This is a genomic window from Dermatobacter hominis (genome assembly GCF_020715685.1).
In the GTDB taxonomy this organism is placed as follows: Bacteria; Actinomycetota; Acidimicrobiia; order Acidimicrobiales; family Microtrichaceae; genus Dermatobacter; species Dermatobacter hominis.
The window spans coordinates 2,649,882-2,676,716 of record NZ_CP085840.1 but is presented as its reverse complement, the minus strand read 5'-3'; the positions used below and the strand labels follow the sequence as shown (position 1 = coordinate 2,676,716).

The window sequence follows — 26,835 nt, the reverse complement described above, 5'->3', positions numbered from 1 at the left end:
CGTCAGTCGCCGTCCTTCAGTTCGTGGGCCAGCACGTCGAGGGCCTCCAACACGTGGTCGATCATCTGCGAGTCGTCGTCGGTCGCGAGCCAGCGGCGGGTGGCGACCCGCACGGCGGCCATGGCCGCGCCGGCGAGCACCGCGGCGCGGGTCTCGGGGTCGTCGCGGTCGGCGAGCCGGGGGAGGATCGCGGCGGCGAGCCCGTCCTCCCAGGCGATCTGGCGCTCGACCGAGCGAGCGGCGAGCGCCGGCGAGCCCGACATGATCTGCGACCGCACGACGGCCCGGCGGCGGTCCGCCTGGTAGTCGCGGGCGAGCGACTGGAGCGCCTCGCGGAGCGAAAGCAGGACGGGCTCGTCGACCGGGCGGGCCGCGACGGCGGCGAGGAGGGCGTCCCGGTGCGCCCGGGAGTCGGCGAGCAGCAGGTCCTCCTTGGTCTCGAAGTAGCGGAAGAGCGTGCTCTTCGAGACCTCGGCGTGCTCTGCCACCTCGTCGACCGTGACGTTGTCGAAGCCGCGCGCCGCGAACAGCTCGAAGGCTGCGTGCTGGAGGCGTTCGCGCTTCTGCTCCTTGTTGCGCTCGCGCAACCCGGGGCGTTCGTCGGAGGCTGTGGTGGGGGAGGGACCCGGCGAAATCTGGGCCTGAGTGCTGTTTGACACCGGGTGCCAACTTTACGACCGCCCGGTCGCCGGTCGCCACCGGGTTCCGTGTGACGTCCGACCGGGCGGCATGCGGTTGCGGAGCCCCGCCGGCTCGTGGTCCCGGCCGGCTCGCCCGGACGCGCAGGACCCCTGCCGTGGGGCAGGGGTCCGGTGGCGGAGACGGTGGGATTCGAACCCACGGTGGCCTTGCGACCACAACGGTTTTCGAGACCGTCCCATTCGTCCGCTCTGGCACGTCTCCGGGTGCGACGATAGCGGCGGCCCCAGGGGACCAGCACAACCGGATCCGGGCGTCGGTCACCGTCGGCCGGCGAAGAACTCCTGCAGCAGCCCCGCGCACTCGTCGCGGCGGACCCCGACGCGGACGGGGAACTCGTGGTTCAGCCGGGGGTCCTGGCCGAGGTGGTACAGCGTGCCGAGCGAGCCGGCGTCGAAGCTCTCGGTGCCGATGACGACGCCTCCGATGCGGGTCGCCCAGAGCGCGCCGGCGCACATGGGGCACGGCTCCAGGGTCACCACCATCAGGCAGTCGTCGAGCCGCCAGCGCCCCAGCTCGGCGCACGCGTCGCGCAGCGCGAGGACCTCGCCGTGCGCCGTGCCGTCGTGGGTCAGCTCGCGCTCGTTGTGCCGGCGCGTGAGGAGCCGGGGCGACCCGACGCCGTCGACCTGCACGACCACCGCGCCGATCGGCACGTCGCCGTGGAGCGTGGCCGCCCGAGCCTCTTCGATCGCGAGGTCCATCCAGCGCTCGTGCTCGGGTGAGGCCGCCAGCACGGGCGACGGCCGGGGAGCGGTCATCGCCGGGACCGTAGCCCCCTCAGTCGCAGGCGGGTTCCGTCCACAGCAGCGCCGGTCGCCCCGCGGCGGCGTCGGCGACGGGGGCCACCCGCACGCGGTGCGCCCGGAGCGCGATGGCGGCGAAGCCGCTGCCCGGGCCGTCGGGCCAGATGGTGGCCGGGTCGAACCCGACGGGCTCGGGCGTGGACGCGATCCGGTCCCACACGTCGACGACCTCGTCGTCGGCGACCCACGCCGCGTGGCAGTCGACCGTGAGCACGTCCTGGGCCGGCGACCACCACGTGAGGCTCACCCAGGGCGACGCCGACAGGTGCCGCCGGCGGAGCGCCGTGGGGCGCGACGTGACCCAACCCCGGGGCGCGCCGTCGTCCCAGCGCAGCACGGGGTGCACGACCCGGGTCCGGGGGACGCCGTCGGGGCCGACGGTCGCCATGGTCGCCCAGACGACGTCGGCGGCGATGCGCTCGGCGTGCGTCGCGACGTCGTCGAGGGTCGCGGCGGAGGAGGTGGTGAGGGCCATGGCGCCAGCATAGCAAATCCACAACCAATGTTGTGCAACTAAGGTGGTGGGATGCCGAAGCGCGCCGTGCCGCCGACCGCCGACGAGCCCGAGCCGCTCCCGCTCGACCAGGACCCCGCGCTGGCGCTGCAGGTGCTGGCCCGGCAGCTCGCGACGGCGACCATGGACGACGTTCGCGCCGCGGTGCCGGCGCCTGTGCGCGAGAGCGACGGCTACGTCTTCCAGCACCTGCTGCCGGGGCCGCTCACCGTCGGCGAGCTGGCCGAGCGGCTCGGCATCACCCAGCAGGGCGCCTCGAAGGCCGTGCTCGACATGGATCGACGGGGCCTCGTCGTGCGCAGCTCGGACCCCACCGACCGTCGCATCCGCCGGGTCGGCCTGACGCCGGCCGCCCTGGGCGCCGTGCACGCGGCCCGGCGGTCGCGCCAGGCCTTCGCCGACGCCGTCGAGTCCACGCTCGGTCCGCGGCGGGCCGCCACGTTCCGCCGGGCGCTGCTCGACCTGCTCGCCGCCACCGGCGCCGACGCCGCCGTCGAGCGGCGGTCCGTCCCGGCTCCCGACTGAGGCCGCCTGATCCGCGGTCGCGCCGATCTCGACACGGCCCGGACGCGACGACTGCGCCCTCAGGTGGCGGCCAGGCGATCTGCGGCACACCGGAGGTTCCGCTGAGAGCTGCTGCCTTCCGGCCCTGACCCGGTTCACGGGCTCCGGTCGCACAGGACCCGGCCGCCGCCTGAGGACGCAGGCGTGCAGTCAGGCTATCGTCCCGCCCCGGAGACGTGCGAGAGCGGCCGAATCGGCACGCTTGGAAAGCGTGTGTGGGGAAACTCACCGTGGGTTCGAATCCCACCGTCTCCGCCACGGGTGGCGGGACCCGGTCGGCGTGCGCCCCCGGCGACCCGGCCGGTCCCGGACCGCTCCTCCGGCTCCTCCCCGACCCGTTCGCGTGGGCGCGGCCCGCCGCCGGCGGTGCCGACCGGTTCGACGGACGCGTGGGCGGCGCCCTCCGGCCGGGAGCGTCGGACCGACGTCGGTAGGATCCCTCCGTGGCGCACCAATCCCTCTACCGTCGCTACCGGCCCCGCCGGTTCGGGGAGGTCCGTGGCCAGGACCACGTCGTCCGGGCGCTGCAGAACGCGGTGCGCACCGGCACCGAGGGCCACGCCTACCTCTTCTCCGGTCCCCGCGGCACCGGCAAGACGTCCACCGCCCGCATCCTGGCCAAGGCGCTGAACTGCGAGGACCTCCAGGACGGTGAGCCGTGCTGCGTGTGCTCCGCCTGCGTCGAGATCGAGTCGGGCCGCAGCTTCGACCTGTTCGAGCTCGACGCTGCGTCCAACAACGGCGTCGACAACATCCGCGACCTGGTCGAGCGGTCGGCGGTGGGTTCGCCGGGACGCAACAAGGTGTACATCCTCGACGAGGTCCACATGCTCACGCCGGCCGCGTCGAACGCGCTGCTGAAGACGCTCGAGGAGCCGCCCGAGCACGTGACCTTCGTGCTCGCCACCACCGATCCGCAGAAGGTCCTGCCGACCATCCGCAGCCGGACGCAGCACTACGAGTTCCAGCTGCTGTCGGCCAAGGAGCTCACCGACTACGTCCGCTGGATCGCCGACGACGCGCCGCTGGATCTGGACGAGGCGTCGGTCGACTACGTCGTTCGCCAGGGCCGCGGCTCGGCGCGCGACACGCTCTCCGCGCTCGACCAGGTCGTCGCCGCCGGCGGCGTGATCACCCGCGACGCACCCGTCGACCAGCTGCTGCAGGCCCTCGCCGACCGCGACAGCGGCGCAGCCGTGCTCGCAGTCTCCGGTGCCCTCGCCCTCGGCCACGACCCCCGCGTGCTGGCCGAGGCGCTGCTGTCCGAGCTCCGGGACGCCTTCCTGCTGTCGCTCGGCGTGGAGGTGCCGCACCTCGTCGACGCCGACGGCGAGCGGCTGGGGGAGTGGGCCCGGACGCTGGGCACGCCCACCCTGACGAGGGCGATGGAGGCCGTCGGCGCCGCCACGGTCGACATGCGCCAGGCCGCCGACCCCCGCGTGCCGCTCGAGGTGGCGCTCGTGCGGCTCTGCTCCTCGTCGGGCTCGGGTGCCGGCGCCGGCGGTGCCGCTGCCGGCGCGCCGGCGGCGTCCGACGACGGCGTGGTGGCGGAGCTCCTCCGGCGGATCGAGTCGCTCGAACGGGCGCTGGCCGACGGCGGCGGCACCTCGGGTGCGCCGTCGGGTGGTCGGGCCCGTGCCGCGGCCGCGGCGCCCGCACCCGCTCGCCCTCGCCCCGATGCGGCGGCGCCGGCCGCGTCGGCCGACGCGCCCGCCACGACACCGTCGGCCGCAGCAGCACCGGCCGCGACACCGCCGGCGCCCGACGCCGAGGCACCGGCCGCATCCGACGGGCCCGCGGGCGAGGCGGGTGACGGGCCCGCCCGGGCGCGCGCCGCCCTGGGTGCGCTGCGGTCCCGCAAGGCCGAGAGCGCCGGCGACGCGCCGGCCGAGGGCGCACGTCGGCCCGCGGCGCCCAAGGCCCCGCCCGCACCCCGGGCCCCGCGCCCGGGCGGACAGTCCGCTGCGCCCTCCGCCCCTGCTGCCCCCGCTGCGCCATCCGGGTCGTCTGCGCCGGCCGATCCTGGGGAGCCGCCCGCGCCAGCGTCGCCGCCCGACGTCGCGCCCGCGGCGGCGCCGGCCGAGCCGGCCCCCGCCGCGGCGGCGCCGCCAGGGTCCGAGCCGTCGCCGGTCGCACCGGCTCCCACCGCCGCGGCCGCGCCGCCGTCTCCGGCCGGTGGCCCCGACCGCGACGCCCTGGCCCTCGCCTTCGGCGACGTCGTCATGCCGAGCCTCAAGGGCATGGCCAAGGCGATCTACAGCGGCGGACGGTTCGTCTCGGTGGGGGACCAGGGCGCCGTGTTCGCGCTCGACAACGCGCCGACCCGCGACCGGGCCGAGCGGTTCCGCCCCGAGGTGGAGGCCGCGCTGACCGCGCACTTCGGCACGCCGGTGCACCTGGTGCTGGTCGACGCCCTCGACCCCGACGCCGGCCCGCCGCCCGGATCCGACCCCCCGCCTGCCGCCGCGGCACCGCCGCCGTCGCCCGCGCCCGCCCGGCCGGCCAGGTCCCAGCCGGCGCCGTCCGAGCCCGAGCCGTCCGAACCGCCACCGGTGGAGCCCGCCGGCGCCGAGGCCCCGGCGCCGCGCCGTGGTCGGCCCGAGCCGGCCGCCGAGCTCGAGACGGCGCCCGCCGCCGATGACACCGCGGACGACGACGAGTCGGCCATCATCGACGTGCACGAGCTGGAGGACGCCGACGTGGCCGCCACCGGCGTGGAGAAGCTGACCAAGGCGTTCCCCGGCGCGGTCCTGGTGGATGGCGCCGACGGCACGACGTGACCGATCCGAGGACCCGACGATGAGCGGCGAGCGCGACCAGGACGAGGCGGCCGAGGCCGAGGTGGTGTCGGGCGAGATCGTCCCCGACTCGGACATGGGCGGCCTGGGCGGGCCCGACCTGTCCGGCCTCGTCGGCGGGGACGACCTCGACGCGGGGCTGGACCTGGGCGCGATGTTCCAGATGGCGCAGGACATGGGCGCCCGCATGCAGGAGGCCCAGGAGGAGCTCGCCGCGACCGAGGTCGAGGGCACCGCTGGCGGGGGCGTCGTGTCGGTCACGCTCAACGGGCACCTGCACCTCGTGCGGGTCCACATCGATCCTGGTGCGGTCGACCCCGAGGACCTCACGATGCTCGAGGACCTGATCGTCGCCGCGTGGTCCGACGCCCGCGACCAGGTCGCCCAGCTCCAGGCGCAGGCCGACCCGCTCGGCGGCATGGGCGGTCTCGGTGGCCTCGGCGGACTGCTGGGCGGCTGAGTGGGGACCACGTACGCCACGTCCGTCCAGGACCTGATCGACGCACTCGGCCGGCTGCCCGGCATCGGCCCGAAGTCGGCGCAGCGCATCGCCTTCCACCTCCTCAAGGTCGACGCCGAGGAGGCCAACCGGCTGGCCCGCGCCATCGTCGAGGCCAAGGAGCGAGTCGGGTTCTGCTCGCGCTGCTTCAACCTCGCCGAGGGCGACCTGTGCACCATCTGCGCCGACGAGCGCCGCGACACCCACGTGCTCTGCGTCGTCGAGGAGCCCCGCGACGTCGTCGCGATCGAGCGGACCCGCGAGTTCAAGGGCCGCTACCACGTGTTGCAGGGCGCGATCGACCACCTGCAGGGGGTCAGCCCCGAGCAGCTGAAGATCAAGGAGCTGCTCGCCCGCATCGGCGACGAGGCGATCACCGAGGTCATCGTCTGCACGAACCCCAACATCGAGGGCGAGGCGACCGCGCTCTACCTCACCCGCGTCCTCAACATGCCGGGGCTCACGGTGTCGAGGATCGCCAGCGGCCTGCCCGTCGGCGGCGACCTCGAGTACGCCGACGAGCTCACGCTCGGTCGGGCCCTCGAGGGCCGCCGCGTGATCGAGCAACCCCCGACCCCCACCCCCTGACCCGCCCGCCCCCCGCTTTGGCGGCGGTTTTCGTCGTCTGCCGACGGAAAGCAGCGCCAAAGCGGGGACGGGGGGCGGCAGAACGTCACCGGAGGCCGGCGGCCACCTCGCTGACGAGCCCGTCCGGGTCCCGCCTCGCGGTGATCCAGGTGTAGGCGAGCACGGTCCAGCCCTCGAGCTGGAGCCGGTTCTTGCGCATCTCGTCCCAGGCCAGCTGGGTGGGCGTCTGGTGGTAGGCGTGCCCCTCGCACTCCACCGCCAGCATGTGGTCGGGCCAGGCGAGGTCGAGCAGGAAGTGGAGGTCGTCGCACTGGACCCGGTGCTGGAGGACGGGCTCGGGGAGCCGGGCCTGACGCAGCAGGCGGAGCACCATCGTCTCGAAGTCGCTCCCCGGTGCCGGTGCCCCGCACGGGCGATCCTCCAGGACCGCCCTCATCCGCCCGATCCCGTTCCGTCCCGGGCGGGCGAGCTCCCTGAACCGATCGTGCACGCGCTCGTACGTCGTCAGCTTCCTGCGGACCGCGTCATCGAGCATCGATCCGAGTCGATGGGCACCTACGTAGCGGCCCATGTCGATCAGCGTCCGGGTGACCGACGTGACCGGGATCCCGTCGAGCGCGTCGCGGTCGCGTCCGGGCAGGTCGTACGTCTCGTGGAGGTGGGCCGACGGCGAGCTGCGCCGTCCGCCCCTCGGGCTCACCACGTCGATCGCACCCGGGCGGAACCGGTCGAGCGCGGCGAGCGCCGCGGCGGACCGGTGGGAGCTCACGGCCTGGGGTCCGCCTCGAAGGACCTCGACCATGACCTCCTGTCGCCACGTGGCCGGCGCGCCCACCACCGTGAACAGGCCGGCGCCCCGTCGGTGCAGGAAGCCCGTCCGGACCAGGGTCCGGATCCGTCCGTCGGTGAGGCCGGCTCGCCTGAGCTGCGAGAGGACCACGCACCCGTGCGCGTCGGCCGCGATCGCCGCGACCTCGTCGAAAACTGACACTGCTTCCCTCCAAGTCGGAGCTCGGGGGGAAGCAGTGGCCGCTGCGTTTGGCGGCGGTTTCCGTCGTCAGACGACGGAAACCACCGCCAAAGCGAGATGAGGGGTCGGGTCAGAGGGTCTTGAGCAGGAGGGCGTCGCCCTGGCCGCCGCCACCGCAGAGGGCGGCCGCACCGATGCCGCCACCGCGGCGCTTGAGCTCGTTGAGCACGTGCAGCGCCACGCGGGTGCCGGACGCGCCGATCGGGTGGCCCAGCGCGATGGCGCCGCCGTTGACGTTGGTGATCTCGTCGGTGATGCCGAGGTCCTTCATGGAGGCGACGCCGACGGCGGCGAAGGCCTCGTTGAGCTCGAACAGGTCGACGTCGGACACCGACTTGCCGGCCCGCTCGAGCGCCTGCTTGATCGAGCGCGAGGGCTGGGTCAGCAGCGACGGGTCGGGACCGGCCACCTCGCCGTAGCTCAGGATCTCGCCGAGCGGGTCGCCACCGATGCGCTCGGCCGCGGCCTTCGACGCGACCACGACGGCGGCGCCGCCGTCGGAGATCTGCGAGGCGTTGCCGGCGGTGATGTTGCCGGCCTTGTCGAACGCCGGGCGCAGGGCGCCGAGCGAGTCGAGCGTGGTCTCGGCGCGGACGCCCTCGTCCTCGGAGAAGACGACCGGGTCGCCCTTCCGCTGCGGGATCGACACGGCGACGATCTCGTCGTCGAACAGGCCGTCCTTCTGCGCCTTGGCCGCACGCTCGTGCGACTTGGCGGCCACCTCGTCCTGCTCCTCGCGGGAGATGCCGGCGGAGGCGGCGTACTTCTCGGTGCCGGCGCCCATCGCGCACTGGTCGAAGGCGCAGAACAGGCCGTCGTGCATCATCGAGTCGACGACCTTCTTGTCGCCCATGCGCATGCCGGCCCGGGCGTCGGGCAGCAGGTACGGCGCGTTGGTCATGGACTCCATGCCGCCGGCGACGACGACGTCGGCGAGGCCGGCCTGGATCAGCAGGTCGGCGAGCATGATCGAGTGGATGCCCGACAGGCAGACCTTGTTGACCGTCGTCGAGGGCACCGTCATCGGGATGCCGCCCGCGACCGCGGCCTGGCGGGCCGTGATCTGGCCGGCGCCGGCGAGCAGCACCTGGCCCATGAAGACGTAGTCGACGTCCTCGCCCTGCACGCCCGCCCGCTCGAGGGCGGCCTTGATGGCGATGCCGCCGAGGTCGGCGCCGGAGAAGCCGGCGAGGGAGCCTGACAGCTTGCCGATGGGGGTCCGGGCCCCCGAGAGAATCACCGAGCCGGGCATTGCCACTCCAAAGGATCAGGGGAGCCCCGCGGGCCCCCTCCTGCGGTCCGGCGATGTTACCGCCGGGTAGCCTCGCCGGCCCACTCGGACGCGCCGCCGTGGGCCACCCACGTCGCCCGGTCGATCGCGTAGAGCACGTGGCGCACGAGGTGCGGCGACGCCACCGGGTCGACCGACGGGTGGTCGAAGTCCCGCTCGGGCCGGTGGCGCAGGCCGATCTTCTCCATCACCCGGCGGCTGTTGGCGTTCTGCGGGACCGTGAAGCTGACGATCTCGTCCAGCCCGAGGTCGTCGAAGCCGAGGCGCAGCGCGGCCGTAGCGGCCTCGGGGGCGTACCCCCGGCCCCACGCTGCGTGCGCCAGCCGCCAACCCACCTCGACCAGGCCGGGCGCGACGTGGTCGGCGGGCCACAGGCCCGTGTAGCCGACGAAGCCCGGCGCCTCGTCGGGTGCGGCCGGTGCGACCACCTCGACCGCCCACAGTCCCCACCCGCGTTCGCGCCAGCTGGACTCGATCCGGTCCACGAACGCGTCGGACTCGGCCCGGCCCAGGGTCGACGGGTAGTGCTCCATCACGACCGGATCGGCGTTGATCGCCGCGAACGGCGCGCGGTCCTGCTCCGTGAAGCGACGCAGCAGCAGCCGCTCGGTCCGCACCGGTTCCACGGCCCCCACGTGCCCGACCCTACGGGAGCCGTCGTCCGGCGCCCGGCGAATACGGTGGCGGCCATGGGCCGTGGGAACTCGGGACGGGCGATGCATCGGGGACGGGCGGTGCATCGGGGACGGGCGATCGTGGCGATCGCGGTCGCGGCGGTGGCGCTCGCGCTGGCGGGGGCGGCGGGCTCGTCGGACGACTCGGCGAGCGACGCGGGTGACGACGGCGGCGGTGACCGGACCACCACCGAGGCGACCACGACGACCGCCGCGCCGCTGGCTCGCTACGCCGGCCACCGCAGCGAGGTCTACTCGGACCCCGCGAACTGGATCTGCCGGCCCGAGCTCGACGACGTGTGCGACACCGGCCTCGACGCGACGGTGCTCGACGCCGACGGCACGATGGCCGACGAGCCGTGGGAGCCCGACCCCGACGCCCCGGTCGACTGCTTCTACGTGTACCCGACGATCTCCGCGGACGACGGCGACTACAGCGACCTGGTCGCCGGCGACGAGGAGCGGTTCGTCGCCCTCAACCAGGTCGCCCGCCTCGGCAGCGGGTGCCGGGTGTTCGCACCCGTCTACCGGCAGCGCACCCTCGCCGGGCTGACCCGGTCCTTCGGCGGCGGCGCCCCCGGCACGGCGACCGACCAGCCGTACCAGGACGTGCTCGACGCGTGGCGCCAGTACATGGCGAACGACAACGGCGGCCGCGGCGTCGTGCTCATCGGCCACTCCCAGGGCGCGGGGCTGCTGACGCGGCTGCTGGCCGAGGAGATCGACCCGGACGAGGACGTGCGCGACCAGCTGGTCGCCGCCTACCTGGCCGGCGCCGCCGTCGCCGTGCCCGAGGGCCAGGACGTCGGCGGGGCGCTCCAGCACGTGCCGCTCTGCAGGGAACCCGAGCAGGCCGGGTGCGTCGTCACATGGGCGTCGTTCCGCTCCACCTCGCCGCCGCCCGAGAACGCGCTGTTCGGCAAGCCCCGCAGCGGCGTCGGCGAGGCCGGCTGCACGAACCCGGCCGCCGTGGCCGGCGGCCCGGCCGAGCTGCACCCCTACTTCCCGTCGTCGCCCGACGCCTCGATCCTCTCGACGATGGGCGCCACCGGCGGCAGCGACCAGCCGTGGGTGGACCCGGCGGTCGGGACCGTCACCACCCCGTTCGTGACGACCCCGGGGCTCGTCACCGCCGAGTGCGTCCGCCGCGACGGCCGCTCCTATCTCGAGGTCACCGTGCACGGCGATCCGTCGGACCCCCGGCGCGACGACATCGGCGGCGATCTCACCCCGCAGTGGGGCCTGCACCTCCAGGACGTGAACCTCGTGATGGGCGACCTGGTCGAGCTGCTGTCGTCGCAGTCATCGGCCTGGCGCGAGGCGCACGACTGACCGCGCCGTCGCGCTGCGCACCGATCCGGGGAGCGCGGAGCCGCCGAGACGCCTGGGTCAACCGACGATGACCCGGCCGGTCCGCGCCCGTTCGGATGGGCGCGCGCCGGTGACCGTTGGGTAACTTGCGCGGCCATGCAGGAGATCCTCGACGCCATCCAGTCCGACGCGTCCGGCGACGACATCGCCAACCTCGCCATCCCCGAGTCCACCCGGGCGGCCCACGTGCTGCGCTCCGAGGAGGACATGTGGGAGGGCGTCGACTCGTGGGACAAGGACCCCCGCAAGAGCCTCCACGTGGGCGAGCTCCCGCTGCCGGAGCTGGCGCCCGACGAGGCCGTCGTCGCGGTGATGGCGAGCGCCATCAACTTCAACACGGTGTGGACGTCGATCTTCGAGCCGTTGTCGACCTTCGGCTTCCTCGACCGCCTCGGCCGCGAGTCGGTCTGGGGCGCCCGCCACGCGCAGGACTTCCACATCGTCGGCTCCGACGCCTCGGGCGTCGTCCTGCGGGTCGGTTCGGCCGTCCGCAACTGGAAGCCGGGTGACCGCGTCACGGTGCACTGCAACTTCGTGGACGACCAAGACCCGTCCGCCCACAACGACTCCATGCTCGCCGCCAACCAGCGCATCTGGGGCTTCGAGACGAACTACGGCGGCCTGGCCGACCTGTCGATCGTCAAGGCCAACCAGCTCATGCCGAAGCCGACGCACCTCAGCTGGGAGGAGGCGGCGGTCAACGCGCTGTGCGCCTCGACCAGCTACCGCATGCTCGTCGGCGAGCACGCCGCCCGCATGAAGCAGGGCGACAACGTCTTCATCTGGGGCGCGACCGGCGGCATCGGCGCCTACGCCACCCAGCTCGTCCTCAACGGCGGCGGCACGCCGATCGGCGTCGTGTCCTCGGAGTCCCGGGTGAAGCTCCTCAACGCGATGGGCTGCGACGCCGTCATCGACCGCAAGGCCGAGGGCTACAACTTCTGGAAGGACGAGCAGACCCAGGACGAGTCGGAGTGGCGGCGCCTCGGCAAGAAGGTCCGCTCGCTCGTCGGCGAGGACCCCGACATCGTCTTCGAGCACCCCGGCCGCTCGACGATGGGCGCCTCGGTGTTCATCACGAAGCGCGGCGGCAAGGTCGTCACCTGCGCCGCGACGTCGGGCTACATGATCGAGTACGACAACCGCCACCTGTGGATGAAGCTCAAGAGCATCATCAGCTCGCACTTCGCGAACTACCAGGAGGCGTGGGAGATGAACCGCCTCATCGACCAGGGCCGCATCCAGCCGGTGATGAGCGAGGTGTTCCCGCTCGAGCAGGTCGGCGAGGCCGCGCTGAAGGTCCACCACAATGAGGGCGAGGGCAAGATCGGCGTGCTGTGCCTCGCTCCCGAGGCCGGCCTCGGCATCACCGACCCGGCCAAGCGCGAGGCCGTCGGCGAGGACAAGATCACCCTGTACCAGCGTCACGCCCGCGGCGAGCTCTGAGCGGTTCCCCGCGCTGCGCACCACGACCTGACCGCACGAGGAGAGCCCCGATGAGCGAGAACCCCGACGCCACGTCCGGCCTGCTGACCGAGATCGACCACATCGCCATCGCGGTGCGCGACCTCGACGCCGCGGTCGACTACTACCAGAAGGCCTTCGGCGCGACCGTGGCCCACCGCGAGGTCGTCGACTCCGACGGCGTCGAGGAGGCACTGATCAAGGTGGCCGACAGCTACATCCAGCTGACGGCTGCAACGCGCGAGGACTCGCCGATCGCGAAGGCGATCGAGAAGCGGGGCGAGGGCCTGCACCACGTCGGCTACCGGGTCGACGACTGCCAGGCCGCGCTCGACGCGATGGTCGCGGCCGGCGCGACGCCGATCGACAAGGCGCCCCGCCCCGGCTCGCGGGGCACGACGGTGGCGTTCATCCACCCGAAGGGCTCCTACGGCACGCTCATCGAGCTCGTCCAGGAGTAGGTCGTCCTGCCCATCGGGGGCGACGGCGGTTTGACCCTCGTCCGCCCTGGGTACCCCATCGGTCACCTCGACGTGGAGGAGACCCATGACCTACCAGCAGCAGCCCAACCCTCACTGGCAGCAGCCCGCCGCCCAGGTGGACACCCGTGAGACCCACACCGGCAACGGCCTGAGGATCTTCCAGTTCCTCGCCGCCGCGGGCGGAGGGATCCTGTTCGTGATGGGCCTGATCGCCGTGTTCCGCGTGGACTTCGGCGCCGGCTTCCTCGACAACTCGGGTGAGGTGGCGGGCTTCGGCTTCAGCCCCGCCGCGGCCGTCGCTGCCATCCTCCTCGGTGGCGGCATCCTGGCGGCGTCGCTCGCCGACCAGGACCGGGGCACCACCGCGGTCCTCGGTCTCCTGACCGTGCTCGTCGGCATCGGCGCCATGGTCCTGTCGAGCGAGGTCGAGGGCGTCCAGGTCGACCGTGACTCGGCCCTCCTGTTCGTCGTGCTCGGCGCCGTCGTGTTCGTCCTCGGACTCCTGCCCTGGGTGTCCGGGCGCCGGCGGGTCACGACCTACACCTGACGTGACCGGCTGACCCGAGACAGCGATCGCCTGGCCCGACCCGGCGCACGCCCGGAGCGCGAGACTCCCGGCGTGCGCCGGGTCGTCGCGTTCCTGCTGTGCTCGACCGTGCTCGCGGCCGGGTGCGCCGCCACCGACGACGCCTCGAGCGCGCCGACGACCGCGCCCCACTCGTCCACGTCGTCGACCATCGCGCCATCGACCACCACCGGCGACGGTGCACCGTCCACCACCGGCGCCGACGCCGCGGCGAGCGGGTGCCCCGATGGCGGGGCGCGACCGATCGGGACCTTCGGCGTGGGCCGCTCGGAGCGGACCGCGGTGGATCCCTCGCGGCCGACCACCCCCAGGCCCGAGTGGGCCGAGCGGGCCGCGACCGACCGGACGCTGCCGTACGTCGTCCTGTACCCGGCGGAGGTCGCGCCGCTCGACGGCGGCGCCGGCACCTCCGATGCCGCTCCGTCGGGCGACGGGCCGTTCCCGGTCGTCATGTGGTCGCACGGCATGGGGTCGGCCGGCACCGAGCGCAACGACACCCTCGCCCGCTGGGCCAGCGCCGGCTACGTGGTCGTGGCGCCGACGTTCCCGCTCAGCAGCCGGGCGCCCGATGCCTCGGACCTGCTGAACCAGCCGGGCGACGTCGCGTTCGTGCTCGACCAGGTCCGCGCCGCCACGGCCGCGGGCGGCGACCCGCTGCACGGTCTCGTCCGGCCCGACTGCGTGGCGGTGGCCGGGCACTCGATGGGCGGCGGCACCACGCTCGCCGCGGCCTACGACCCGCGGACCGCGTCGATCGCGCCGCGGGCGATCGTCGACATCGCCGGCCTGCTCCCGACCGAGGCCGGCGGTCGGGCGATCGCCGACATGGCCCCGCTCCCCGCCCTGGTGGTGCACGGCACGGCGGACCGCACGGTGCCGTACCGGGTGGCCGAGGCGGCCGTCGCCGCGCTGCACGGACCGACCTGGTTCCTCTCGTTCCCCGACGGCGGCCACAGCGACCTGTTCGCCCCGCCACGCGGCGACGTGCTCGACCGGGCGGTGACCGCGTTCCTCGACGCCGAGCTCAAGGGCGCGCCGGCGGCGCTCGACGAGCTGCCCGCCGCGGTCGCGTCGTCGGGGGTGGCGACCCTCCAGGTGCTGCCGGCCCGGTGATCGCCCCGGCGCCGGGCGCCCGGCCTCGCGGCCACGGCGCCGGCGCGTCCCGAACTGTGGTGGGATGTCCGGCGGCGCCGCCGGGCGCGCCGCCCGAGCGCGGCAGCAACGACACCAGGGGGTGGCAGGGATGGCACACGAGGTCCGCGGCGTGGTGGCGAAGGCCGTCGGCGAACCGGTCACGATCGAGACGATCATCGTCCCCGACCCGGGTCCCGGCGAGGCGCTCGTGCGGATCCAGGCCTGCGGGGTCTGCCACACCGACCTCCACTACCGGGAGGGCGGCATCAACGACGAGTTCCCCTTCCTCCTCGGCCACGAGGCGGCGGGCATCGTCGAGGCGGTCGGCGAAGGCGTGTCGAACGTCGAGCCGGGCGACTTCGTCGTCCTGAACTGGCGAGCCGTCTGCGGCGAGTGCCGCGCCTGCCGCAAGGGCCAGCCCTGGTACTGCTTCGCCACGCACAACGCGACGCAGAAGATGACGCTCGCCGACGGCACCGAGCTCAGCCCGGCGCTCGGCATCGGCGCCTTCGCCGAGAAGACGCTCGTGGCAGCCGGCCAGTGCACCAAGGTCGACCCGGCCGCCGAGCCCGAGGTCGCCGGCCTGCTCGGCTGCGGCGTCATGGCCGGGCTCGGCGCGGCGATGAACACCGGCGGGGTCGACCGGGGCGACACCGTCGCGGTGTTCGGCTGCGGGGGCGTCGGCGACGCCGCGATCGAGGGCGCCAGGGTGGCCGGCGCGACGACGATCGTGGCGGTCGACATCGACGACCGGAAGCTCGAGCAGGCGAAGCGGTTCGGCGCGACGCACACGGTGAACTCGACCAAGGAGGACCCGGTCGAGGCGATCCGTGACGCGACGGGCGGGTTCGGCGCGGACGTGGTGATCGAGGCCATCGGCCTCCCGCAGACCTACGAGCAGGCCTTCTACGCCCGCGACCTCGCCGGCACCGTGGTGCTCGTCGGCGTGCCGCGGCCCGACATGACGATCGAGCTGCCCTACCTCGAGGTGTTCGGCCGGGGCGGCGCGCTGAAGTCGTCGTGGTACGGCGACTGCCTGCCCGAGCGGGACTTCCCGATGCTGATCGACCTCTACCTGCAGGACCGGCTGAACCTGAAGGGCTTCGTCTCGGAGACGATCGCGCTCACCGACGTCGAGGAGGCGTTCCACAAGATGGAGCGCGGCGAGGTGCTGCGCTCGGTCGTCGTGCTCTGAGCGCTCAGTCGAGGGCGGCGACCGGGCGGAACCACCCCGACGGCGCGAGCTCGTGGCCCATGCGCTCGGCGTACTGGTCGAAGTACACGCGCGCCACGAGCTCTCGGCGGCTGCGCACGTCGGCCTTGTCGAAGATCGACTTGAGGTGGTCCTGCACGGTGTAGCGGGACATGTGCAGGGCGGACGCGATCTCCTTGGTGCCCTCGCCCTGCAGCACCAGCTGCACGACGTCGCGCTCGCGGGCGGTGAGGCCGAACGCGGCGACGACGAGCGGGACGATCTCGGGCGGCCGGGCCTCCTCGATCGTGATGACCACGTCGCCGCCCGTGCCGTCGGCGCTCGTGAGCGGCGACGAGTGGAGGACGAGCCAGCGGCCGTCGTCCGTGCGCACCCGGGCGCGGGGCGGCGTGGCCACGACGCCGGCGGCGTACCGGCGGGCCCCCGCCACGAGCGCCCAGAGGATGGAGGACGCGGTCGCCATGTTCGGACCGTTCGAGAGCGCGTCCAGGACGTCCTCGGCGCCGGCGGACATCTGGCGGAGCTGGTCGTCGGCGCCCACGACCAGGACGACGGGCCCGTGGAGCCCGGCGGTCCCGCCGGGACCGGTGTGCCGGGCGAGGATGCCGGTGCGCAGGCCGGCCGCGTAGGCCCCCGACAACGAGGCCATGAACTCCACCTCGGCGGGGCTGAACGGCTCGTCGTCCGAACCGCGGAAGATGGCGATGCCGCCCCAGGACTCCGTGCCGGCCCTGCCCACCAGCCGGAGCTCGTCGGCGTAGCCGTAGTAGGGCGTGATGAGCTCCTCGATGCGGTGGATCGACGAGGCGGCCCCACCGGTCGAGGCGTGCATGCCCGCCGCGGGGAAGTCGGCCCGGAGGAGCTCGGCGAAGCTCGTGGGGTCGTCGACGCCGTACTCGATCAACCCCCACAGGTGGTCCTGGTCGTCCTGGCCGTAGAGGTCGCCGAACTTGAACACGCTCGTGACCATGTTCGTCGCCGGGTCGCAGGTCGCCATGCACGTGGCCACGTGGGGCACCGCCCGCCCGACCGACTCGGCCACCTCGGCCATGAACGTCCCCACGTCGAGCCCGGCCCGCGAGAGGACGTCGATGTCGCTGCGGACGCGGTCGAACGTGAGGGTGCTGGCCATGGGCGTCCATGATCGCCGCCCGGCGGGCCGATGGACACCCCACAGTTGTGGGGGTCGCCCCGGTCCCGCCGCCGCCGGCCCCCAGCTCCCTGGCGGCACGGGATGTCGGCCGGCGGGGGAGGTGCCGCACGGTGGTCCCATGCACGACACCGACCACACCAGCACGTCCGACCGCAGCGGCACCGCCGGCGGAGCCGGAGCCGACCTGCCCGACCGGCCGTCCGTCCCGGAGCGGCCCCGGCACCTCCCCGTCGAGATCGCCCCCGACACGTTCGTCATCCAGGACACCGCCGGCGAGGGGGTCGCGCCCGTCGCGGTGCACATGAACTCGATGGTGATCCGCGGCGTCGAACCCGTCGTCGTCGACACGGGTGCCCCGTCGAACCGGGACCGCTACCTCGAGGACCTGTTCGGCCTGGTCGAGCCCGCCGACGTCCGCTGGGTCTTCCTCTCCCACGACGACGTCGACCACTACGGCAACGTCGACGCGGTGATGGACCTGTGCCCGAACGCCACGCTCATCACCTCGTGGTTCATGACCGAGCGGTTGGGCGCCGAGCTGCGCGTGCCCCCGACCCGCTGGCGGTGGGTGGGCGACGGCGAGTCGTTCGACGCCGGCGACCGGGTGCTCACGGCCATCCGCCCGCCGCTCTACGACTCGCCGACCACCCGCGGCCTGTTCGACCCGCGGACCGGCGTGTACTGGGCGTCGGACTGCTACGCCACGCCGGTCGCGACCGGCACGGCGTTCGTCGAGGACCTCGACCCCGAGGCGTGGCGCGAGGGCTTCATCTCGTTCGGCACGTGGAACAGCCCGTGGGTGTCCCTGGTCGACCGCGATCGCTACCTCACCGAGTGCCGCCGGGTCACGGAGCTCCCGCTGTCCGCGATCGCCGGCACCCACGCCCCGACGATCGAGGCGAGCGACCTGTCGGCGGCGCACGACATGCTGCTGCGGCTCCCCGGCGATGCCGTCCCGCCGCAGCCGGGCCAGGAGCTGCTGGAGCAGATCCAGGCCGCGATGGCGACGGCGGGCGCCCCGGTCCGGGCGGGCTGACGGGATCCCCGGTCCGGGGACTGGACGGCGGCGCCCGGGGATAACGTCGGACCGGTCGGGCTGGACGGTCCGACGTCACCCCCACCGAGGAGACCTCCAGTGCCCGACCTCATCGCCATCGGCTACGACGACACCACGACCGCCCTGTCCGCGATGGACGAGGTGGGCGTCCTCGCCTCCGACCTGGTCATCCAGCCCGACGCCGTCGCGGCGATCATCCGCGGCGAGGACGGCAAGTTCAAGACCGTCACGAACCAGCACGAGGTCGGCGCCGGTGCCACCTGGGGCATGTTCTGGGGCCTGCTGTTCGGCATCCTGTTCTTCGTGCCCATCTTCGGCATGGCGATGGGCGCCGCGTTCGGCGCCCTCGGCGGCAAGCTCGCCAAGGACTCGATCAGCAAGGACTTCCAGGAGCAGGTCCGGTCGGCGCTGCAGCCGGGCACCTCGGCGCTGTTCATGATCGTGGAGCAGATGACCACCGACAAGGCGCTCGACGGCCTCTCGAAGTTCGGCGGCAACGTGATCAAGACGTCGCTCAGCGCCGAGGACGAGGCCGAGATCCAGAGCCACCTGCACGGCGCGGCCTGAGCCCGTCCCGCCCCCTCCGCGGCCGCCGGCCACCCGGGTCGCCCGGGGTCCGGCGGCCGTGTCGCGCCGGCCCGCTCGTCGCGGAACGCGCACAGGCGCCGGCGGGCTACCGTCTCGGTGGGAGCGACGGATCACCCGGTTCTGGTGGTGTCGCCCACCCACCTGTGCCCGACGATGGGCGCAGCACGCCGACAGGAGGCCCGGAGCCACATGAGCGACACCGATGTCCACGGTCCGATCGATTTCGTCCTTCTCGAGTTCCCCGGTGACGTCCCCCTGGACGAGACCGCGGCCGAGCTCGCCGCCCTCGTGGATGCCGGGTTCATCGCCCTGTACGACCTGGTCGCGGTCCGCAAGGAGGCCGACGGGTCCTTCTCCGGCATCGAGCTCGACGAGCTGGACGGGTCCTTCACCGCGTTCGCCGGCGCCCGGTCGGGGCTGCTCGGCGACGAGGACCTGGCGGCCGCCGCCGACGCGCTCGAGCCCGGCACCGTGGCGGCGCTGATCGTGTTCGAGAACACGTGGGCCGCCCGCTTCGTGTCGGCGGCCTACCGCGCCGGCGGCGAGGTCGTCGCCTCGGCCCGGATCCCCGCCGCCGACGTGATCGAGGCGCTCGACGCCCTGGACGCCTGAGCGGACGATCGACCCGACCGACCGCACCGAACGAACAACGAGCACGAGGAGAGCACCATGCCAGGACTGTTGAGGGGCGTCGCCCGCACCGCCGTCGTCGCCGGGACCGCCACCGCCGTCAGCGGTCGGGTCCAGCGCCGCCAGGCCGAGAAGTACGCCCAGCGCGACGCCAACATCTACGCACAGCGGGAGCAGGCGTACGAGCAGCAGGTGGCGCCGCAGCAGCCGCAGTACGCGCCGGCTCCTGCGCCCGCTCCGGCCGCCGGCCAGGCTGACGTGCTCGAGCAGCTCAAGCAGCTGGGCGAGCTGAAGGCCCAGGGCATCCTCACCGAGGACGAGTTCGCGGCCCAGAAGGCCAAGATCCTGGGCAGCTGACCCGGGCTGCGGACCGGCCGAGGTCGGCCGGCGCGCGATCGTGCGCCGGCCGGCGTCAGACCGGGGCCTGCAGCTCCAGTCGTGGCTCGAGTGCCGGGGGCTGGCGGTCCCACAGGTCGGCGACGAGGTCGTCGCGCACGGTCCGGACGGCCGGGTCGTCCCAGCGGTTCACCCGCTGCAGCGGGTCGTCGGCCAGCGAGTACAGCTCGCCCTCGGTGCCGTCGTGCACGGCACCCGGCAGGTAGGCGGTGCACACCCAGCCGTCGCGGGTGATCGTGCGGAGGTGGACGGCGACCCCGTTGAGCTCGCTGTCCCACGCGGTGAGCTGCGCCTCGATGCCTCGCGCCGCGGCGTCGGTGTCGTCGACGGGCAGCGCATCGCCCTGCATCCAGGACTGCGGCTCGATCCCGGCGATCCCGGCGAACGTCGGCGCGAGGTCGACGAGGCCGACCGGTGCGGTCACGGTCGCAGGTGCGACGCCGGCCGAGGGGGCCGGTCGCCAGACCAGCGGCAGCCGCATCAGGCCGTCCACGTGGTACGGGCCCTTGAAGAGCAGGCCGAAGTCGCCCTGCAGCTCGCCGTGGTCGGTGGTGAACACCACGTCCAGGTCGTCGGTCCAGCCCCGGGCGTCGATGGCGGCGAGCACGCGACCGATCGCCTCGTCGATGAGCTCGACCTCGACGGCGTTGACCGCGTTCACCTCGCGCACCTGGTCGGCGGTCAACGTGGCCGGCACCCAGTGCGGCGGCGCCTCGTAGTTCGAGACCAGCTCGCCGTCGTACCAGAGCCGCCAGTGCCGTGGCTTGGCGTCGAGCAGCGTCTCGCGCTCCGCGGCCGAGGTCGGGTACCCCTCGGGGAGCTCGACGTCGCGCCAGTCGACCCGGTGCAGCTCCGACGCCGGCGGGTCCCACGGGTGGTGGGGGTCGGGGAAGCTCATCCAGCAGAAGAAGTCGTCGTCGGCGCCGAGCCCGTCGAGCCACGCGATCGTCCGGTCCGCGACCCAGTCGGTGTGGTACCAGCCCCGCTCGATCGGGTTGTGCTTCACCTGCGGCGCGCCGGTGTCGCCGAAGCCCTCGGCGTTCACCTCCATGTCCCGGTCGAGCACCGCGTAGTAGCCCGCGACCGCGTCGGGGTGCTCGCTGCCGAGCCACCGCGCGTAGTGCAGCCATCCCGCGGCGCCGTGCGTGGCGAACTCGAGGTGGTCGAAGCCGCGGTGGGGTCCGGTGCCGCCGCCGAACTGGCGATCCTCGACCGTCTCGGTGCCGAGCGAGGCGAGGCGGTTCTCGTTGAAGCGCAGGAACGGGTCGAGGAACGGCTCGAAGTGCGCCTTGCCGATCAGGGCGGTGCGGTAGCCCTCGCCGTGGAGCAGCGCAGCCACCGACGGGGCGTCGACCGGGAGGGGCACGCCGTTCATCCACACGCCGTGGGTGTGCTGGTGCTGGCCGGTGAGCATCGTCGAGCGCGACGGCATGCAGACCACCGACTGGGGGACCGCCCGCTCGTAGCGGATGCCCGCGGCGGCGAGGCCGTCGACCACCGGCGTCCGCGACAGGGCGCCGCCGTTGCATCCCAGCGTGTCGTACCGCTGCTGGTCGGTGGTGATGAACAGGATCTTGCGGCCCATCGGGTGCTCCCTCAGTAGGTGCGTTCGCCGTCGTCGAACTGCCGCCGCAGCTCCAGCAGGGCGTTGCCGCACGCCGCACCGACCACGAGGGCCATGACACCGGGCTCGGCGTCCGTCGAGTAGACGGCCATGCACGTGCCGTCGTCGAGGTCGATCACGTCGACGGTGCCCAGGTGGTGGCGCACCGGTCCGGCCTCGATCCGGTACTGCAGGCGTCGCTGCAGCGGGTCGTTGGTGATGATCCGCTCGGGCAGCGGGATCCCGGACCCGAGGGTGACCGTCCGGAGGTCGCCCTCGAGGCTCGAGTCGGTCAGGCCGGGGAACCAGCTCGCGAGCGAACCGGCGTCGGAGATCACGCCCCACACCGCCTCGGCGGGGTGCCGGAAGCGGACGTCTCGTCGCAGCGTCGCCATCGGTCGCCGATCTTGCCAGGGATGGGAGACGGGGGTTGCCCCGCACGGGGGCTCCGGTCACGCATCATGGTGGCGACGGTGATGGTCGCGGGCGGCGCCCGCAGGACGCGGGAGCGCGCACGTGGGTGAGGGTCTGTCGGCATCGGAGGTCGGCAAGGAGATCGCCGAGCACAGCAAGCACCACGGGGTGCACGACGGCGAGCACCGGGCGGTGAGCATCATCGAGGCGATCCTGCTCGCGGTGGTCGCCCTGCTCGCGGCGTGGTCCGGCTACGCGGCCGCCAAGTGGAGCACCGACTCCCGCCTGTCGCTCGCCGAGGCGTCGGCGGCCCGGACCAGGTCGAGCCAGGCCGACCTGAGGGCGATGGAGTCGCGCAACTTCGACAGCACCACGTTCAACGCGTGGTTCACGGCGTGGATCGCCGACGACCAGCAGGCGATGACCGTCGCGGAGCGGCGGTTCCGCCCCGAGTTCGAGGTCGCGTTCACGGCGTGGATGGCCACCGACCCGGCGAACAACCCGGACGCGCCTGCCGGCCCGACCTACATGCCGGAGTACGAGCAGCCTGCGGTCGAGGAGAGCAAGGAGCTGTCGGCCACCGCCGACGAGAAGTTCGAGGAGGGCTCCGAGAACGGGGGCACCGCCGACGACTACGTCCGCATCACGGTGCTGCTCGCGTCGGTCCTGTTCATCGTCGGCATCAGCAGCCAGTTCCGCCTGCGGTCGGCCCGGGTCGGGCTGATCACCGTCGGCGTGGTGGTGCTCGTGTACTGCGTCGTCCTCCTGGCCGGCGCGCCCAAGCCCCCGTTCTGATCGGTCCCGGCGCACCGCCGTGCGCCGCGGTGCGAAGCTGCAGGCCATGACCGTCGGCGACGACCTCCGCACCTCGGACCGGCGCACCTCCGGTGGGCGCCCCTCGGACCGGTCCGTGCACCCCGACCTCCGGCGGGCCGCCCGGTTGGTGCCCAGGCCGCCGCGCGCCGAGGGCCTGGCCGCCGTCCGCCGGGTCGAGGTCGGCATCGACCGCGTCGACCGTGCCGTGCGGCGCGTGGTGCCGGTGGACCGCGACGTCGAGGTCGTCGACGGCGCGACCGTCGACGGAGGCGCCTGGTCGGTCCGCGTCCACCGGCCGCCCGAGCCGGCCGACGGCCCCCGAGCCGCGCTGCTGTCGATCCACGGCGGCGGCTACGTCATGGGCCGGGCCGTGCAGGACGACGCGCTGTGCCGCGTGCTGGCCCGCGGGCTCGGGATGGTCGTGGCCTCGGTCGACTACCGGTTGGCTCCGGCGCACCCGTTCCCCGCGCCGCTCGAGGACTGCTACGGCGCGCTGGCCTGGCTGATGTCGCAGCCCGAGGTCGACGCCGACCGCGTGGCGATCGGCGGCATGAGCGCCGGTGGCGGGCTGGCGGCCGGCCTGGCGATCCTGGCGCGCGACCGGGGCGAGCTGCGCCCGGCCCTCCAGCTCCTGTCGTACCCGATGCTCGACGACCGCACGGTGCTGCGCGACGACATCGACGAGTCGGGCTTCCGCCTCTGGGGCAACCGCACCAACCGATACGGGTGGCGGTCGTACCTGGGGGCCGAGCCGGGCGCGGAGGGCCTCACCGCACCGGCGGTGCCGGCTCGGTGCGAGGACCTCTCCGGCCTGCCCCCGGCCTGGATCGGGGTCGGGACGCTCGACCTGTTCCTCGACGAGGACGTCGCCTACGCCGAGCGCCTCCGCGCCGCGGGCGTGCCGTGCGAGCTCGAGGTCGTCGACGGGGCCTTCCACGGCTTCGACCGCATCGCCGCGCGCGTCCCCGTGTCGCGGGACTTCTGCGTGGCCCAGGCGCGGGCGCTCACGCGGGCGCTCCGGCCGACGGCTGCGCCACCACGAGCCGCGACCTGACCTCAGCGCCGCCGTCGCAGGGCGCGGCGTCCGAGGACGAGGATGGCGGCGGCGCACGCCGTCATCGCCACGGCGGCGGCGCCCCCCTCGGCCGCGAGCCGTGCGGTGCGCCGGCGGCGCAGCGAGGCCAGGTCGGCGGGCCGGGGCGGGAGCGGGTCCGGAAGGCCCGGTCGCACCGGATCGGGCGCGGTCGTCGTCTCCGGGTCCAGTCGGGGCGGCCAGTCGCGACGCTCGCTGCGGAAGGTGGCGGCCGCCTCCTGTGTCGCCGTCGGGTCGTCCGCCCACGGATCGAGGTGCCACCAGGTCGCCACGAGGTCGTCCCGACCCAGGTCGATCGTGCAGTAGCCGCGCTCGGTCACCTCGGCGTAGGGCACGTGTCCGAGTCGGTTCGCCTCGCGGTCGAGGAGCCGCCACACGGCCGGCGGGTGGGCCCGCCCCATCGCCTCGGAGGAGACGGCGGGGGTGGTCACCTCGACCGCCACCGGTGCGCCGTCGGAGGTGCGCGGGCCCTCGAAGGCCCACGACGAGTGCACGTCCCCCGACAGCAGGAGGGCACGGCCCCCGGCCGCGCCACGACGGGCGAGCCAGGACGTCAGCCGGTCGCGCTCGGCGGGATACCCGTCCCACTGGTCGTCGTGCATCACGTGCCCGTCGATGACGGCGTAGCCGTTCGGGAGGAGCCGGTCGATCCACCGGAGCGGCGGTGGCCATCGCAGCTCGATCTCGTTGATCACGACGCCGCTGGCCACGACGGTCCACGGCCGATCGACGTCGGCGATCCGTTGGCGGAGCCACTCCCGCTGCTCGGCGCCCAGGAGGGAGCGGTCGGGGTCGTGCAGGTCCGGGGAGTCGTCGTCGCCGGCCTGGCGGTCCCGACCGTGGTACCGGGTGTCGAGCAGGACCAGCTCGGCCAGGTCGCCGACCTCGACGGACCGCCACGTGACGGTCGCCTCGTCCGGGTCCCGGAGGCGCGCCGGCAGCCACTCCCTCCGGGCCCGGGCCGCCGCCGCGGCCCGGTCCCGCCACGGACCGTGCTCGTCGGGGTCGTGCGCCTTCGCACCGGTCGACCACGCGTTGTCGGCGAGGTCGTGGTCGTCCCAGATGGCGACCATCGGGTGGCGGCGGTGGAGCGCCTGCGTGTCGGGGTCGGCCCGGACCTGGGCGATTCGGCGTCGATAGTCGTCGAGCGTGGTGGCGACGTGCGGCGGGTCGTGCCGACGCGGTCCGGCGGAGCCGTCGTCCTCGTAGATGTAGTCGCCGAGGTGGACGACCAGGTCGACCTCGCGCTCGGCGACAGCGCGGTACACGGTCAGCGGGGCGACGGAGTACCGGGAGCAGCACACCGTCGCGAGCCGCAGGTGCTCGGCCCCGAGGCCCGGCAACGTCCGCGTCCGACCGATCGGCGAGGTCGCCCCGTCCGCCCGGAACCGGTACCAGTAGGTGGTCGCCGGATCGAGGTCCACGGCGTCGACCACCACCGTGCAGTCGTCGTCGGCGGACGCTGCCGCTTCGCCGGATGCGACGACGCGGGTGACGTCGGGGTCGGTCGCCAGCTCCCACGTGGTCGGCCCCGGTCGGCCGAGGCGGGTCCACAGCAGGACCGAGGACCCGGTCGGCTCGAAGGACGCCACTCCGTGGGTGAACGTCGCCCCGTCCTCGCCCATCAGTCGCCTCCGGAACCGGCGTCACGCTCGGTGGGTTCCCGCTCCTTGCGGCGGACCAGGAACGCGGCCAGCGCCAGCAGCAGCACGACCACGCCGAGGCCGACCACCTCGAGCATCGCGTCCTCGAGCGCCGAACCGGACTTCGATCCCGCCTGCAACGTCGCCAGCACGATTTCCTTGATCGCAGCGATGATGCCGACGACGAGGAACGGCTCGGCCACGAGCTTCTGCTCGATCACGGTCGCCCGCACGGCGCCGAGCAGCTCGACGAAGATGAACACCAGCAGCAGCCCGTCGAGGGTGGTCTCGACCGCTGCGAGTGCCCCGTCGTCCAGACCGGTCAGCAGCTCCCAGGCGATCGCGACCAGAGCGATGGCGGCGCTGATCGTCAGCAGGACGGCGATGACGACGTACACCGAGCGCTCGGCGAGCCGCATCGACCGGTCGAGTCGATCGCCGCCGCCCGGCGCGTCGTCGTTCGGGGCGCCCGTCACATCGTGGTGACTACCCCTGTGGACGCCGGTCTACCCGGGCCGCGGTCGAAGATCACCGCAGGGCGACCGGGGCCGGGGCGGCCGCAGGTCCCCGCCAGCGGGCTCACCCGTCGGCGGGCCGGCCCCGCCCGGTCGCCCGCTGGAGCTCGTCGATCCGCTCCGATGCCTCGGCCTTGGTCAGGTCGTCGCCGACGTCGACGCCGGCCTCCTGGGCCAGGGTGTGCAGGTACGACGCCTGCGGTCCGGTCATCGGCTCGTCGCCCGTGACCCAGTCCTCCGGGTCCTTCTCGGCCTGGGGCTGCACGTCGGCCTGCTCGCTCATGGTCTGCTCCTCGCATCGGGTCCGCCCGGGGTCTGCCCCACGAACGCACGTTCGATGCATCGCGGGCAGGGGACTCTCACGTGCCGCGCCCGCCCCCCGAGGTCGCGCCCTGCCCGGCGCCGCCCTGCCCGGCGCCGCCCGCCCGTGCGGGCGGCGCCGTACTGTCCGCGATCGAACCGGGTAGCCGCAGGAGCGTGCCCACGCCCCGTCGGCCCCACCGCAGGGTCGCCGCAGGGGCGGCGATCGGGACGGCGCTGGTCGCCGTGGCCGCCGGCTGCGGCCGGGCCGGCTTCCCCGACCCCGCCTCCGACCAGGCGGAGGACGTGCTGCGCGAGTGGCGCACCGTGCTCGCCATCGCGACGGCCCTCGGCGTGTTCGTCGTGCTGCTGCTCGGCGTCGCCGTGGTGCGAGGGCTCCGGGCCCGGCGTCGCGGCGACGAGCCGTCGGCCAACAGCGGCAGCGTCCGTTGGGAGCTCGCCTACACGATCGTGCCGCTCCTGCTCGTCGGCGCCGTCTTCGCGCTGTCCGTCGTCACCGATCGCGCCATCGCCCGCCACGGCGGCGACCCCGACGTCCAGATCGAGGTGGTGGCGTTCCAGTGGGGCTGGACCTTCGACTACGGCGACGGCCGGGTCGTCCGCGGCCAGGCCCGTGAGGACCCCGTGCTGGTGCTGCCGGTCGGACGATCGGTCCGGCTCGAGCTGCGCGGGCGCGACGTCATCCACTCGCTGTTCGTCCCGGTGTTCGGCACCAAGCTCGACGTCGTGCCGGGACGGGTCAACACCCTCGACGTCCGACCGAACCGCACCGGCACCTTCCTGGGCCAGTGCGCGGAGTTCTGCGGGATCGACCACGCCCACATGAACTTCGTCGTCCGCGTGGTCGACGACGAGGAGTACCGGCGATGGCTGGACGGCGCGTGACCGGACCG

Annotated in this window: 29 protein-coding genes, 2 tRNA genes and 1 other RNA gene; 18 read left to right on the top strand and 14 right to left on the bottom strand. The window is 73.9% G+C overall.

Features of this window, described 5'->3' with window-relative positions; genetic code table 11:
* Nucleotides 1-2: 2 nt before the first annotated feature.
* The 4 genes from LH044_RS12660 to LH044_RS12645 all read right to left on the bottom strand — a co-directional run bounded on the left by LH044_RS12660 (nt 3) and on the right by LH044_RS12645 (nt 1,980).
* Nucleotides 3-587, bottom strand: a complete 585-nt coding sequence (locus LH044_RS12660) for a TetR family transcriptional regulator (RefSeq protein WP_227755948.1) — start codon at nt 585-587, stop codon at nt 3-5.
* Nucleotides 588-813: 226 nt separating this feature from the next.
* Nucleotides 814-903 (bottom strand) — tRNA-Ser (locus LH044_RS12655).
* A 56-nt stretch (nt 904-959) separates the two neighbouring features.
* Nucleotides 960-1,460, bottom strand: coding sequence for a nucleoside deaminase (locus LH044_RS12650; RefSeq protein WP_227755947.1), 501 nt, complete (start codon nt 1,458-1,460; stop codon nt 960-962).
* A 19-nt stretch (nt 1,461-1,479) separates the two neighbouring features.
* On the bottom strand, nt 1,480-1,980 hold the full coding sequence (locus tag LH044_RS12645) for a pyridoxamine 5'-phosphate oxidase family protein (protein ID WP_227755946.1): 501 nt from the start codon (nt 1,978-1,980) through the stop codon (nt 1,480-1,482).
* A gap of 51 nt (nt 1,981-2,031) precedes the next feature.
* Between LH044_RS12645 and LH044_RS12640 the strand changes: the two genes are divergently transcribed.
* Nucleotides 2,032-2,544: a MarR family winged helix-turn-helix transcriptional regulator gene (locus LH044_RS12640; RefSeq protein WP_227755945.1), complete on the top strand. Its 513-nt coding sequence runs from the start codon at nt 2,032-2,034 to the stop codon at nt 2,542-2,544.
* 65 nt (nt 2,545-2,609) lie between these two features.
* Here LH044_RS12640 and ffs read toward each other — a convergent pair.
* Nucleotides 2,610-2,708: signal recognition particle sRNA small type (gene ffs / locus LH044_RS12635), an RNA gene on the bottom strand.
* A gap of 45 nt (nt 2,709-2,753) precedes the next feature.
* Between ffs and LH044_RS12630 the strand changes: the two genes are divergently transcribed.
* From LH044_RS12630 to recR, 4 genes are all read left to right on the top strand, one after another.
* A tRNA-Ser gene (locus LH044_RS12630) sits at nt 2,754-2,841 on the top strand.
* Between the two features lie 185 nt (nt 2,842-3,026).
* Complete coding sequence (gene dnaX, locus LH044_RS12625; protein ID WP_227755944.1) at nt 3,027-5,363, top strand: DNA polymerase III subunit gamma/tau; 2,337 nt, start codon at nt 3,027-3,029, stop codon at nt 5,361-5,363.
* Between the two features lie 19 nt (nt 5,364-5,382).
* Nucleotides 5,383-5,841 carry a YbaB/EbfC family nucleoid-associated protein gene (locus LH044_RS12620; protein WP_227755943.1) on the top strand — a complete coding sequence of 153 codons (459 nt, stop codon included), beginning with the start codon at nt 5,383-5,385 and terminating at the stop codon, nt 5,839-5,841.
* The gene (recR, locus tag LH044_RS12615) at nt 5,842-6,468 is read left to right on the top strand and encodes a recombination mediator RecR (protein WP_227755942.1); all 627 of its coding nucleotides are present in this window, start codon (nt 5,842-5,844) and stop codon (nt 6,466-6,468) included.
* Nucleotides 6,469-6,553: 85 nt separating this feature from the next.
* Here recR and LH044_RS12610 read toward each other — a convergent pair whose 3' ends face one another.
* The 3 genes from LH044_RS12610 to LH044_RS12600 form a co-directional block, all read right to left on the bottom strand.
* Nucleotides 6,554-7,459, bottom strand: a complete 906-nt coding sequence (locus LH044_RS12610) for a hypothetical protein (RefSeq protein ID WP_227760143.1) — start codon at nt 7,457-7,459, stop codon at nt 6,554-6,556.
* 109 nt (nt 7,460-7,568) lie between these two features.
* Complete coding sequence (locus LH044_RS12605) at nt 7,569-8,750, bottom strand: acetyl-CoA C-acetyltransferase (protein WP_227755941.1); 1,182 nt, start codon at nt 8,748-8,750, stop codon at nt 7,569-7,571.
* 56 nt (nt 8,751-8,806) lie between these two features.
* A complete protein-coding gene (locus LH044_RS12600; protein ID WP_227755940.1) occupies nt 8,807-9,424 on the bottom strand; it encodes a GNAT family N-acetyltransferase in 618 nt (205 codons plus the stop codon).
* A gap of 120 nt (nt 9,425-9,544) precedes the next feature.
* Between LH044_RS12600 and LH044_RS12595 the strand changes: the two genes are divergently transcribed.
* The 6 genes from LH044_RS12595 to LH044_RS12570 all read left to right on the top strand — a co-directional run bounded on the left by LH044_RS12595 (nt 9,545) and on the right by LH044_RS12570 (nt 15,695).
* Entirely contained in the window at nt 9,545-10,795 is a 1,251-nt protein-coding gene (locus tag LH044_RS12595) for a DUF3089 domain-containing protein (protein WP_227755939.1), read from the top strand.
* A gap of 135 nt (nt 10,796-10,930) precedes the next feature.
* Nucleotides 10,931-12,280: a crotonyl-CoA carboxylase/reductase gene (ccrA, locus tag LH044_RS12590; RefSeq protein ID WP_227755938.1), complete on the top strand. Its 1,350-nt coding sequence runs from the start codon at nt 10,931-10,933 to the stop codon at nt 12,278-12,280.
* 50 nt (nt 12,281-12,330) lie between these two features.
* Nucleotides 12,331-12,759 carry a methylmalonyl-CoA epimerase gene (mce, locus tag LH044_RS12585; protein ID WP_227755937.1) on the top strand — a complete coding sequence of 143 codons (429 nt, stop codon included), beginning with the start codon at nt 12,331-12,333 and terminating at the stop codon, nt 12,757-12,759.
* An 85-nt stretch (nt 12,760-12,844) separates the two neighbouring features.
* Nucleotides 12,845-13,327 carry a hypothetical protein gene (locus tag LH044_RS12580; protein ID WP_227755936.1) on the top strand — a complete coding sequence of 161 codons (483 nt, stop codon included), beginning with the start codon at nt 12,845-12,847 and terminating at the stop codon, nt 13,325-13,327.
* 72 nt (nt 13,328-13,399) lie between these two features.
* Nucleotides 13,400-14,479 carry an alpha/beta hydrolase family protein gene (locus LH044_RS12575; protein WP_227755935.1) on the top strand — a complete coding sequence of 360 codons (1,080 nt, stop codon included), beginning with the start codon at nt 13,400-13,402 and terminating at the stop codon, nt 14,477-14,479.
* Nucleotides 14,480-14,609: 130 nt separating this feature from the next.
* Nucleotides 14,610-15,695, top strand: a complete 1,086-nt coding sequence (locus LH044_RS12570; RefSeq protein WP_227755934.1) for an S-(hydroxymethyl)mycothiol dehydrogenase — start codon at nt 14,610-14,612, stop codon at nt 15,693-15,695.
* A 4-nt stretch (nt 15,696-15,699) separates the two neighbouring features.
* On the opposite strand, the gene LH044_RS12565 is transcribed toward LH044_RS12570, so the two are convergent.
* Entirely contained in the window at nt 15,700-16,845 is a 1,146-nt protein-coding gene (locus LH044_RS12565) for a helix-turn-helix transcriptional regulator (RefSeq protein ID WP_227755933.1), read from the bottom strand.
* Between the two features lie 139 nt (nt 16,846-16,984).
* Here LH044_RS12565 and LH044_RS12560 point away from each other — a divergent pair, with 139 nt between their 5' ends.
* From LH044_RS12560 to LH044_RS12545, 4 genes are all read left to right on the top strand, one after another.
* Nucleotides 16,985-17,902, top strand: a complete 918-nt coding sequence (locus LH044_RS12560; RefSeq protein ID WP_227755932.1) for an oxygen-binding di-iron domain-containing protein — start codon at nt 16,985-16,987, stop codon at nt 17,900-17,902.
* 99 nt (nt 17,903-18,001) lie between these two features.
* Nucleotides 18,002-18,490, top strand: coding sequence for a DUF1269 domain-containing protein (locus tag LH044_RS12555; protein WP_227755931.1), 489 nt, complete (start codon nt 18,002-18,004; stop codon nt 18,488-18,490).
* A 210-nt stretch (nt 18,491-18,700) separates the two neighbouring features.
* The gene (locus LH044_RS12550; protein WP_227755930.1) at nt 18,701-19,123 is read left to right on the top strand and encodes a DUF6325 family protein; all 423 of its coding nucleotides are present in this window, start codon (nt 18,701-18,703) and stop codon (nt 19,121-19,123) included.
* A gap of 57 nt (nt 19,124-19,180) precedes the next feature.
* A complete protein-coding gene (locus LH044_RS12545) occupies nt 19,181-19,498 on the top strand; it encodes an SHOCT domain-containing protein (RefSeq protein WP_227755929.1) in 318 nt (105 codons plus the stop codon).
* Between the two features lie 55 nt (nt 19,499-19,553).
* Here LH044_RS12545 and LH044_RS12540 read toward each other — a convergent pair whose 3' ends face one another.
* Entirely contained in the window at nt 19,554-21,122 is a 1,569-nt protein-coding gene (locus LH044_RS12540) for a sulfatase family protein (RefSeq protein WP_227755928.1), read from the bottom strand.
* A gap of 11 nt (nt 21,123-21,133) precedes the next feature.
* On the bottom strand, nt 21,134-21,535 hold the full coding sequence (locus tag LH044_RS12535) for an SRPBCC family protein (RefSeq protein ID WP_227755927.1): 402 nt from the start codon (nt 21,533-21,535) through the stop codon (nt 21,134-21,136).
* Between the two features lie 121 nt (nt 21,536-21,656).
* Here LH044_RS12535 and LH044_RS12530 point away from each other — a divergent pair, with 121 nt between their 5' ends.
* Both LH044_RS12530 and LH044_RS12525 read left to right on the top strand, forming a co-directional pair.
* Entirely contained in the window at nt 21,657-22,349 is a 693-nt protein-coding gene (locus tag LH044_RS12530; protein ID WP_227755926.1) for a hypothetical protein, read from the top strand.
* Between the two features lie 46 nt (nt 22,350-22,395).
* Nucleotides 22,396-23,424, top strand: a complete 1,029-nt coding sequence (locus LH044_RS12525) for an alpha/beta hydrolase (protein ID WP_227755925.1) — start codon at nt 22,396-22,398, stop codon at nt 23,422-23,424.
* A 2-nt stretch (nt 23,425-23,426) separates the two neighbouring features.
* Here the strand turns inward: LH044_RS12525 and LH044_RS12520 are convergent, their stop codons facing one another.
* The 3 genes from LH044_RS12520 to LH044_RS12510 all read right to left on the bottom strand — a co-directional run bounded on the left by LH044_RS12520 (nt 23,427) and on the right by LH044_RS12510 (nt 25,904).
* A complete protein-coding gene (locus LH044_RS12520; RefSeq protein WP_227755924.1) occupies nt 23,427-25,088 on the bottom strand; it encodes an alkaline phosphatase D family protein in 1,662 nt (553 codons plus the stop codon).
* Nucleotides 25,088-25,582 carry a phosphate-starvation-inducible PsiE family protein gene (locus LH044_RS12515; protein ID WP_227755923.1) on the bottom strand — a complete coding sequence of 165 codons (495 nt, stop codon included), beginning with the start codon at nt 25,580-25,582 and terminating at the stop codon, nt 25,088-25,090. Before LH044_RS12515 ends, LH044_RS12520 begins: the two co-directional genes overlap by 1 nt.
* Nucleotides 25,583-25,685: 103 nt before the next feature.
* Nucleotides 25,686-25,904 carry a DUF3072 domain-containing protein gene (locus LH044_RS12510; RefSeq protein WP_227755922.1) on the bottom strand — a complete coding sequence of 73 codons (219 nt, stop codon included), beginning with the start codon at nt 25,902-25,904 and terminating at the stop codon, nt 25,686-25,688.
* Between the two features lie 194 nt (nt 25,905-26,098).
* On the opposite strand from LH044_RS12510, the gene coxB reads away from it, so the two are divergent.
* Entirely contained in the window at nt 26,099-26,827 is a 729-nt protein-coding gene (coxB, locus tag LH044_RS12505; protein ID WP_227755921.1) for a cytochrome c oxidase subunit II, read from the top strand.
* The last annotated feature ends 8 nt before the right edge of the window (nt 26,828-26,835 follow it).

What these genes read in the sequence shown, in the direction of transcription:
- LH044_RS12650 (WP_227755947.1), bottom strand. Translation starts at nt 1,460, where the DNA reads ATGACCGCTCCCCGGCCGTCGCCCGTGCTGGCGGCCTCACCCGAGCAC.
- LH044_RS12645 (WP_227755946.1), bottom strand. Translation starts at nt 1,980, where the DNA reads ATGGCCCTCACCACCTCCTCCGCCGCGACCCTCGACGACGTCGCGACG.
- LH044_RS12640 (WP_227755945.1), top strand. Translation starts at nt 2,032, where the DNA reads ATGCCGAAGCGCGCCGTGCCGCCGACCGCCGACGAGCCCGAGCCGCTC.
- LH044_RS12620 (WP_227755943.1), top strand. Translation starts at nt 5,383, where the DNA reads ATGAGCGGCGAGCGCGACCAGGACGAGGCGGCCGAGGCCGAGGTGGTG.
- LH044_RS12605 (WP_227755941.1), bottom strand. Translation starts at nt 8,750, where the DNA reads ATGCCCGGCTCGGTGATTCTCTCGGGGGCCCGGACCCCCATCGGCAAG.
- ccrA (WP_227755938.1), top strand. Translation starts at nt 10,931, where the DNA reads ATGCAGGAGATCCTCGACGCCATCCAGTCCGACGCGTCCGGCGACGAC.
- mce (WP_227755937.1), top strand. Translation starts at nt 12,331, where the DNA reads ATGAGCGAGAACCCCGACGCCACGTCCGGCCTGCTGACCGAGATCGAC.
- LH044_RS12580 (WP_227755936.1), top strand. Translation starts at nt 12,845, where the DNA reads ATGACCTACCAGCAGCAGCCCAACCCTCACTGGCAGCAGCCCGCCGCC.
- LH044_RS12570 (WP_227755934.1), top strand. Translation starts at nt 14,610, where the DNA reads ATGGCACACGAGGTCCGCGGCGTGGTGGCGAAGGCCGTCGGCGAACCG.
- LH044_RS12565 (WP_227755933.1), bottom strand. Translation starts at nt 16,845, where the DNA reads ATGGCCAGCACCCTCACGTTCGACCGCGTCCGCAGCGACATCGACGTC.
- LH044_RS12560 (WP_227755932.1), top strand. Translation starts at nt 16,985, where the DNA reads ATGCACGACACCGACCACACCAGCACGTCCGACCGCAGCGGCACCGCC.
- LH044_RS12550 (WP_227755930.1), top strand. Translation starts at nt 18,701, where the DNA reads ATGAGCGACACCGATGTCCACGGTCCGATCGATTTCGTCCTTCTCGAG.
- LH044_RS12545 (WP_227755929.1), top strand. Translation starts at nt 19,181, where the DNA reads ATGCCAGGACTGTTGAGGGGCGTCGCCCGCACCGCCGTCGTCGCCGGG.
- LH044_RS12540 (WP_227755928.1), bottom strand. Translation starts at nt 21,122, where the DNA reads ATGGGCCGCAAGATCCTGTTCATCACCACCGACCAGCAGCGGTACGAC.
- LH044_RS12535 (WP_227755927.1), bottom strand. Translation starts at nt 21,535, where the DNA reads ATGGCGACGCTGCGACGAGACGTCCGCTTCCGGCACCCCGCCGAGGCG.
- LH044_RS12525 (WP_227755925.1), top strand. Translation starts at nt 22,396, where the DNA reads ATGACCGTCGGCGACGACCTCCGCACCTCGGACCGGCGCACCTCCGGT.
- LH044_RS12520 (WP_227755924.1), bottom strand. Translation starts at nt 25,088, where the DNA reads ATGGGCGAGGACGGGGCGACGTTCACCCACGGAGTGGCGTCCTTCGAG.
- LH044_RS12510 (WP_227755922.1), bottom strand. Translation starts at nt 25,904, where the DNA reads ATGAGCGAGCAGGCCGACGTGCAGCCCCAGGCCGAGAAGGACCCGGAG.